The following is a 7158-nucleotide window of genomic DNA, read 5'->3' as shown; positions in this document are numbered from 1 at the left end:
GGACTCGGTGCGCTGGCAACCGGCGGCCGGGTCAACCTGGAGGTGGACGTGCTGGCGAAATACGCTGAACGGCTGCTGGCCTTCGCCGTTGCTCCCTCCTCAACCATTCCGGCCGGGGAGGGATCATGACCGTGCGCCTGGATTCCGTTGCCGCCGCCGTGGAGGCCATCGCTGCCGGCCGGGCCGTCGTCGTCGTGGACGACGAAGACCGCGAAAACGAAGGCGACATCATCTTCGCTGCCCAGCACGCCACGGCCGAACTGATGGGCTTTACCATCCGGCACACCTCCGGCGTCGTGTGCGTTCCGCTGCCGGGCAGCTACACGGACCGGCTGCTCCTGCCGCCGATGACCGCCGTCAACGAAGACGCCAAGGGCACCGCCTACACCGTCTCCTGCGACGCCGCCGTGGGCACCAGCACCGGGATCAGCGCCGCCGACCGGGCGCTGACGTCCCGGGTGCTGGCGGATCCTTCGTCCGTGGCCGCTGACCTGCACCGGCCAGGGCATATCTTTCCGCTGCGGGCGCACGACGGCGGTGTCCGCGCCCGCCGCGGGCACACCGAAGCCGCCGTGGAGCTGGCCCGGCTGGCCGGCTGCGCGCCCGTCGGCGTGATCGCCGAACTGGTCCACGACGACGGCGCCATGATGCGGCTGCCGGCCCTGCGGAATTTCGCCGACAGGCACGGCCTGATGCTGGTCTCGATCGAAGACCTCGTGGCGCACCTCGATGCCCACCAGGGCGCAGCGGCGGGAGGAGCCCGATGAACGGCCCCGGCGCTCCGGCGCCTCTGATCCCCGGACCCGAGGTCCGGCTGCCCACCGAGTTCGGTGACTTTGCCGTCCGGACGTGGACCGATACCCGGACCGGCGTGGAACATCTGGGGATCTCCGCCGCCGGCACGGACCCCGACGCCGAGTCTGCCGCGCCGCTGGTCCGGCTGCATTCCGAATGTCTGACCGGTGACGTGCTGGGCTCGTTCCGCTGCGACTGCGGTGAACAGCTGGAACAGGCCCTGGCGCTGATCAGCCTGCACGGCGGCACCGTGCTGTACCTGCGCGGGCAGGAAGGGCGGGGGATTGGCCTGGCCAACAAACTCCGCGCCTACGCCCTGCAGGAAGCGGGCGCGGACACGGTGGAGGCCAACGAACAGCTCGGCCTGCCGGTGGACGCCCGCGACTACCAGGCGGCGGCGGAGATCCTGCTCCAGCTGGGCCTGGACCGGATCCGCCTGCTGACGAATAACCCGGCCAAGCGGGACCGGCTCGAGGTCTACGGTGTGCACGTTGAAGCCATGGTGCCCTCCGAAGTCCCAGCCCGCGCCGAAAACGAGCGGTACCTGCAGACCAAGAGGGACCGGATGAACCATCACCTCAACCTGCTGCGGGCCAGTCCCGTGCAGCAGAGCTAACTCTTCACCAACCTAAGGACAACGGATATGAGCGGACACGGCGCCCCCGATAACGACGTCAGCAGCATCAAGGCCCAGGGCCTTGATTTCAAGGTGGCGGTGATTGCCGCCAGCTGGCACACGGAAGTGATGGACGGGCTCCTCGCCGGCGCCCTGCGGGCAGCGTCCGACGCCGGTCTGGGGCCGAAGGTGGTGCGGGTGCCGGGCACGTTCGAGCTGTCGGTGGCTGCCGCCCGGCTGGCACCGCACTTTGACGCCGTGGTTGCCCTCGGCGTCGTGATCCGCGGCGGGACCCCGCATTTTGACTACGTGTGCTCGTCGGCGACCCAGGGACTGACTTCCGTGAGTGTGCGGACCGGGACGCCGGTTGGCTTCGGCGTGCTGACCTGCGACACCGAGGATCAGGCGCTGGACCGTGCGGGGCTTGAAGGTTCGTCGGAGGACAAGGGGTATGAGGCGTTCGCCGCTGCCGTGAACACTGCCGCTGCGCTGCGCGGGGCCGGGGTTTGAGCGTTCCGTTGAACAAGAAGTCACTTCAGGCGGACGGATTTACCGGATTCCGCCCTATCGCGGACCTGGAGACCAACCGGATTCCGCAGCGGCAGGGGATTTTCGCGGTGCTGCGGCCCGCTGGGTTCGAGCCGGTGTTCCTCGCCGAAAGCACCGCCGGCACGTTCAAGCGGAAGAATCCCTCCGTGTCCCGGGCGGTATTTGCGGACGAGTGGGTTCAGGATGCGGACGTCCTGTTCATTGGGAAGGCCGGCCCAGGAAGTAAAGGCAACCGCGGACTGCGCCGCCAGATCCAGGAGTATCTGGACTTCGGCCGGGGCAAGCCGCCGGGACACTGGGACGGCCGGCTGATCTGGCAGCTCGCTGGTGCCGGGACGCTTTTGATGGCCTGGAAGGAGCTCCCTCCGGAGGAGCTCAACGCTGCCCAGGCGGCCTATCACGAGCAGTTCCGCCAGCTCCACGGCAGGCTGCCGTTCGCCAACCTGGTTCAGGCGCGCGCCTAGGTCCTCATTGCTGCGTTCACGCTCTGGGGCTGGGCTCCGCGCTAGGCTCGGGGCATGGAAAAGACAGCGGCCGACGTCGGCGCCTTCGTTGAAGCGGTGGTTCCTGCCGTGCGCCGCCGGGACGCGGAAACCCTGCTCGGCCTGATGCAGCAGGTGACTGGTGAGGAACCGGCGATGTGGGGTCCGTCGATCATCGGCTTTGGCACTTACCACTACAAATACGCCAGCGGCCGGGAAGGGGACGCTCCGGCGGCGGGATTCTCTCCGCGCAAACCGGCTTCCACCATCTACCTAGCGGACGGAACCGGTGCCTACACGGAGCAGTTGGCGCGGCTCGGTGAACACACGACGAGTGTTAGCTGCCTGTATCTCAAGAATCTGGAGAAGGTGGACCTGGGGGTGCTCGAAGAGATTGTTCGGGACTCTTATCAGCGGGTTGCCCATGAAGGATTTGGAATCGAATGAGCGGAAACGAATTGCGCGCGACGCCCGATGTAGCTGCTTTGACCGCCGATATGCAGAGGTTCGCGGAGCTGCTGAAACTTGTGGCCCGCCCTGGGCCTGAATTGGGCAGGAAATATGAGGCGTACGCGGCAAGCCTCGAGGCAGATCCCTCGCCCCTGGCAGTGGAAGAGGCGCGGGAATGGATTTCCCTGACGTTGCAGAATTCGGGCAATAACAGCGTTTTTGACCGGTACGTTTCCGTCAACGGATCCGTGGATGGCGCTCTGACTGCTGAATATCTGCGGTTGGCGGGGAAACTCCGGGAGTTCGGAGCTGAAACGCGAGCCACTGTGAAGCCGAGCGGGGACCTGCTGCCCAAGCTTCCGAATATGCTCCTTCTTATTCCACTGGCTTTCGGTCCCGTCATTGCCATGGTTTTCACCGGGATTGCCATGGACAATTCCGAGGGAACCGCGAAGAATCTCCTGACACTTTTATCCATGTTCCTTTTCCTCGTCACCATGGCCGCGGTGGTGATCATTATCAAGACTGGCCTCACGGCAAGGCGGAAACTGGCAGCCGCGGGTGAACGGATTGCCCGATCACTGGTCCAGGAACATGGCATCGCCGTGGAGCGCCCCGGAATGCTGGTCCTCAATGAGGGGAAGGCCCGGCTCAGTCCCTACGAGCTGCGCGCGATTGACGCCTACAACCGGCCGGTCTACATCACCGTAGGAATGGACGAAACAGGGACCAAAGTCGCCCCGGCGTCTGTCCGGGTGGTGCCTGAGTCCGAACTTTTGTGAGCCGGTGCCGGGAGGGCCGTGTGTCTAGCCCGCCGGTTTCGGCGTCCGGATACCCACGAAGGCGATCAGCCCGCCGGCGATGAACAGGATGGCCGTCGCGAGGACTGTCCGGTGGAAGCCCGGAAAGTCCAGGGCGCCGGCAGAAATGGTGCCGACCAGGGCAACCGCCACGAGCCCGGCAACACGGGCCACGGCGTTGTTGACGGCAGAACCGATACCAGCGTCCGTTTCGTTGAGAGCGCCGAGCACGGCCGCGGTCAGCGGCGCTACCGTCACGGCCAGGCCAAAGCTGAAGAGCAGCTGCCCGGGCAGCAGTTGGGTCCAGAAGTTCAGTGGCGGGCTCGCGGTAAGCATCAGCAGGAATCCGGCCCCGCAGAGAATTGGCCCGGCGGTCATGAAGATCCGCGGCCCGTATTTGCCGGCCAGGTTCCCGAAGTAGGTCGAGAGCAGGAGCAGGGCGATCGGGATGGGCAGTGATGCTAGTCCCGCTTCCGTGGCCGTGAATCCACCAGACTCCTGGACGAAGACGGTCACCGCAAAGGAGCCAAGGGCGATTGCCGCATACGCTGCCGCCGTCACCAGATTCCCGTACCGGAAGTTACGGGCCCGGAACAGGGAGAGCGGCATCATCGGCGCCGGGGTGCGCGCCTCGCGAACCACGAACAGGACCAGGGCCACGATGCCGGCGGCAAGGGGAAGAATGACCGCGGGGTGCGTCCATCCGAGCCGCTCCTGTTCGATCAGGGCATAGACAGTTCCGGCCAGGCCGCCGACGGCGAGGAGGGCGCCGGGAATGTCCAGGGGCATCCGGTTCCGGGGACTCTCCTGCAGGCCCGTCATCAGGAGAAGCGTGATGGCGACAGGCAGGACGTTGACAGCAAAAATCAGGCGCCAGCTGACCCAGTCCACCAGGATGCCGCCCAGCAGCGGACCGACGATGGCCGCCGTGCCTGTCCACGCGGTCCACGTCCCGATGGCGCGGGCCCGCTCACGATCCTGGTACGCCGTCGTAATCAATGCCAGTGAGCTGGGAACCAGCAATGCGGCCCCCATGCCCTGGACGGCGCGGGAAAAGATCAGGAATTCCGGGCTCCAAGCCAGGGCGCAGGCAAGGGACGCGATCCCGAAGCCGAAGAGTCCGATCCGCAGGACCAGGAGCCTGCCGTAGGAATCCGAGAGCGATCCCGCGAGCAGGATCAGCGCCCCCAGGGTGAGCAGGTAGGCGTTGACCGCCCACTGCTGGGTCGGCAGCCCGCCGCCGAGCTCTGCGCTGATGGCCGGCAGGGCCACCGTGACGATGGTTCCGTCGAGGAACGCGACGAAGGACGCCAGGATCGCGACGAGCAGGAGGAGACTGCGCTTGTCGGGAGTGCTGGCTGCGTCTGGCATCGCGCGGGGTCCTTCCGGGGTTTGCCTACATGCTGGCACTCCGGCACCGGGTTTGGACAGGTGCCCGCCGGTAAGGGGCCGGCGGGCCCGTGCCTTCTAGACCAGCTCCAAGCCGTTGGCCACCACCTGGCCGGCGTGAATAACGGTCCGGCCCGGCAGCTTGTCCATCACTGCGGCAGTTACGGTGTCGCCTTCCACCAGGACGAGCTCAGCGGGGTCGCCCACAGCAAGGCCCGGACGGTCCGTGACTGAGGAGAGCCGCTGTGCCTGCGGGGTGATGACGCTGGCTCCGCCGATGGTGGCCACGGCGACGCAGTGTTCGATGAGCTCGTCGGCCCGGAACCTGCTGGTGAAGGCCAGCTGCCAGGTCCGGTCCAGCATGTCCGCGTTCCCGTAGGGGGACCAGTAGTCCCGCTGCCCGTCCTGGCCCAGCCCCACCCGGACCCCGGCGGCGGCGAGCTGCTGCAGAGGCAGCGGTTGTCCGGCCGGAGCGATGGTCGCCATGGAGACGTCCAACGCTGCCAGCTCCTCGATGAGGTCCTGCAGTTGGTTGGCGGGCAGGTCAGCCAGCCCGTAGCCGTGGGAAATGGTCACGAGTCCCTGCATGCCCAGCGCTTTGGTGCGTTCCAGGATCAGCTGGGCGCTGAACAGGCCCAGCTGATCGGGCTCGTGCAGGTGAATGTCCACGGGCACGCTGTACTTCTCGGCGAGCCCGAAAACGATGTCCAGGTGCCGGACAGGGTCCCGGTCCAGGGAGCAGGGATCGATGCCGCCGACGACGTCGGCACCCTGTTTGAGCGCTTCCTCCAACACCTCAGCGCTGCCCGCTTCACGCAGCAGACCCGCCTGAGGGAAGGCGATCACCTCGACGTCGGCCCGGTTCCGGTGCGTTTCGCGGGCGGCGAGGACGCCTTCGAACCGCTCCAGTCCGGCGTCGACGTCCACCTGGGCGTAGGTGCGGACCCGGGTGGTCCCGCGTTCGATCATCGCACCAAGGCAGGCCGTGGCCCGGTCCGCGACGGACGTCTCCGCGGTGCGCCAGTTCCGCCGATCGTTCATCATCATGCCCCACACTCCAGGCGCTCCAGTGTGCGGGCGGAACGGCAGGCCGATCCGGGTGGAGTCCAGGTGTACGTGGACGTCGGAGAAGGAGGGCAGCAGGATGCGCCCGTTACCTTCGACGACGTCGGCGGCGTCCGGCGTGGCTGCATCGGGGATTGCGGCATCCGCCCTGGCGGGCGAAACGGCGGTGATCACACCGTCCTTGAGCGTCACATCGGATGCTGCTTCGCCCCAGGGGCGGACGTTGCGAAGAATAACGGTCATTGGTGGAGTCCTGTCGCCGAAAAGTCAGAGCGTGCGTTGCATTCTCCCATCAAGGGCTCCCTGCTGCGAAAGGATCCGGGCTCCACGGTGGTGTGCGCCCGGTGTCTGCCCGAGAATGAGCAAGGTCCTGCTCAGCCGTCGCCGGCACCGCGCCGCAGCCCACGTTCAGGGAGAACGACATGTCCACAAAAATCACGTTCATTATCGACAACCCTTCCCATCCGGCCGCCTTCGAGACGGCATATCCGGGCCTCTTAGAAAGCGTGAAGCAGCTCCCGAACCTTCAGCGGTACGAAGCCGGGAAAGTCTGGCCCAAAGAAGATGGCACGCCCACTCCGGCTTACCGGACACTGGACCTGTACTTCGACTCCTACGACGATGCCTCAGCCGCTGTGGCTACAGCAGCGGCCGCGGACTTTATCGGTCAGCTCACTGCCACGGGGACTACTTTCACCGGCCTGTTCTCAGACATCCAAGACACGCATTGAAGCAGATGCGGCGGTATCGAGCCCGGGTGCGGGTCTTCACTTTCGGCGCGGCAGCGCTGCTGCTCATGACCACTATGGCAGCCTGCGGGCAGCCATTCGGAAATCCTGCAGGGCCCCGGCCCGTGGCTGAGCTGGCCGACGCCGTCGACTGCACCACTATGGAGCAGATCGCCCCATCGGGGACCCGGCCGCCGGCAGCACCGCCGCCGGCGGCCGGGTCTGTGCCGACGGATTTTGCCCCGGTAGAAGTCATCCGCTGCGTTGCCGCCCTGGAAACCGTC

Annotated in this window: 9 protein-coding genes and 2 pseudogenes; 9 read left to right on the top strand and 2 right to left on the bottom strand. The window is 66.4% G+C overall.

Going from position 1 to position 7158, the window contains the following annotated elements; translation table 11 throughout:
- From RTN46_RS12665 to RTN46_RS12635, 7 genes and pseudogenes are all read left to right on the top strand, one after another.
- A pseudogene (locus RTN46_RS12665) lies at nucleotides 1–129 on the top strand (riboflavin synthase); the annotation flags it as partial.
- Nucleotides 126–767 carry a 3,4-dihydroxy-2-butanone-4-phosphate synthase gene (ribB, locus tag RTN46_RS12660; protein ID WP_312181858.1) on the top strand — a complete coding sequence of 214 codons (642 nt, stop codon included), beginning with the start codon at nucleotides 126–128 and terminating at the stop codon, nucleotides 765–767. The pseudogene RTN46_RS12665 and the gene ribB, both read left to right, overlap by 4 nt.
- Nucleotides 764–1411, top strand: coding sequence for a GTP cyclohydrolase II (ribA, locus tag RTN46_RS12655; protein ID WP_312181856.1), 648 nt, complete (start codon nucleotides 764–766; stop codon nucleotides 1409–1411). The genes ribB and ribA overlap by 4 nt, the downstream gene beginning before the upstream one ends.
- A 27-nt stretch (nucleotides 1412–1438) precedes the next feature.
- Nucleotides 1439–1921, top strand: coding sequence for a 6,7-dimethyl-8-ribityllumazine synthase (gene ribH, locus RTN46_RS12650; protein WP_312181854.1), 483 nt, complete (start codon nucleotides 1439–1441; stop codon nucleotides 1919–1921).
- On the top strand, nucleotides 1918–2424 hold the full coding sequence (locus RTN46_RS12645) for a hypothetical protein (RefSeq protein WP_312181851.1): 507 nt from the start codon (nucleotides 1918–1920) through the stop codon (nucleotides 2422–2424). The genes ribH and RTN46_RS12645 overlap by 4 nt, the downstream gene beginning before the upstream one ends.
- A 54-nt stretch (nucleotides 2425–2478) precedes the next feature.
- On the top strand, nucleotides 2479–2889 hold the full coding sequence (locus tag RTN46_RS12640; RefSeq protein ID WP_312181849.1) for a DUF1801 domain-containing protein: 411 nt from the start codon (nucleotides 2479–2481) through the stop codon (nucleotides 2887–2889).
- Nucleotides 2886–3674 carry a hypothetical protein gene (locus tag RTN46_RS12635; protein ID WP_312181847.1) on the top strand — a complete coding sequence of 263 codons (789 nt, stop codon included), beginning with the start codon at nucleotides 2886–2888 and terminating at the stop codon, nucleotides 3672–3674. The genes RTN46_RS12640 and RTN46_RS12635 overlap by 4 nt, the downstream gene beginning before the upstream one ends.
- 24 nt (nucleotides 3675–3698) lie before the next feature.
- Here RTN46_RS12635 and RTN46_RS12630 read toward each other — a convergent pair whose 3' ends face one another.
- Both RTN46_RS12630 and RTN46_RS12625 read right to left on the bottom strand, forming a co-directional pair.
- Entirely contained in the window at nucleotides 3699–5063 is a 1365-nt protein-coding gene (locus RTN46_RS12630; RefSeq protein WP_312181845.1) for an MFS transporter, read from the bottom strand.
- 96 nt (nucleotides 5064–5159) lie between these two features.
- Nucleotides 5160–6389, bottom strand: a complete 1230-nt coding sequence (locus RTN46_RS12625; protein ID WP_312181844.1) for an amidohydrolase — start codon at nucleotides 6387–6389, stop codon at nucleotides 5160–5162.
- 179 nt (nucleotides 6390–6568) lie between these two features.
- On the opposite strand from RTN46_RS12625, the gene RTN46_RS12620 reads away from it, so the two are divergent.
- On the top strand, nucleotides 6569–6877 hold the full coding sequence (locus RTN46_RS12620) for an EthD family reductase (protein WP_312181843.1): 309 nt from the start codon (nucleotides 6569–6571) through the stop codon (nucleotides 6875–6877).
- A 26-nt stretch (nucleotides 6878–6903) separates the two neighbouring features.
- Nucleotides 6904–7158: pseudogene (locus tag RTN46_RS12615) on the top strand (hypothetical protein); the annotation flags it as partial.

The organism is Arthrobacter sp. (genome assembly GCF_031988865.1).
Taxonomy (GTDB): Bacteria; Actinomycetota; Actinomycetes; order Actinomycetales; family Micrococcaceae; genus Arthrobacter_B.
This window is presented reverse-complemented; position numbering and strand designations above follow the sequence as displayed.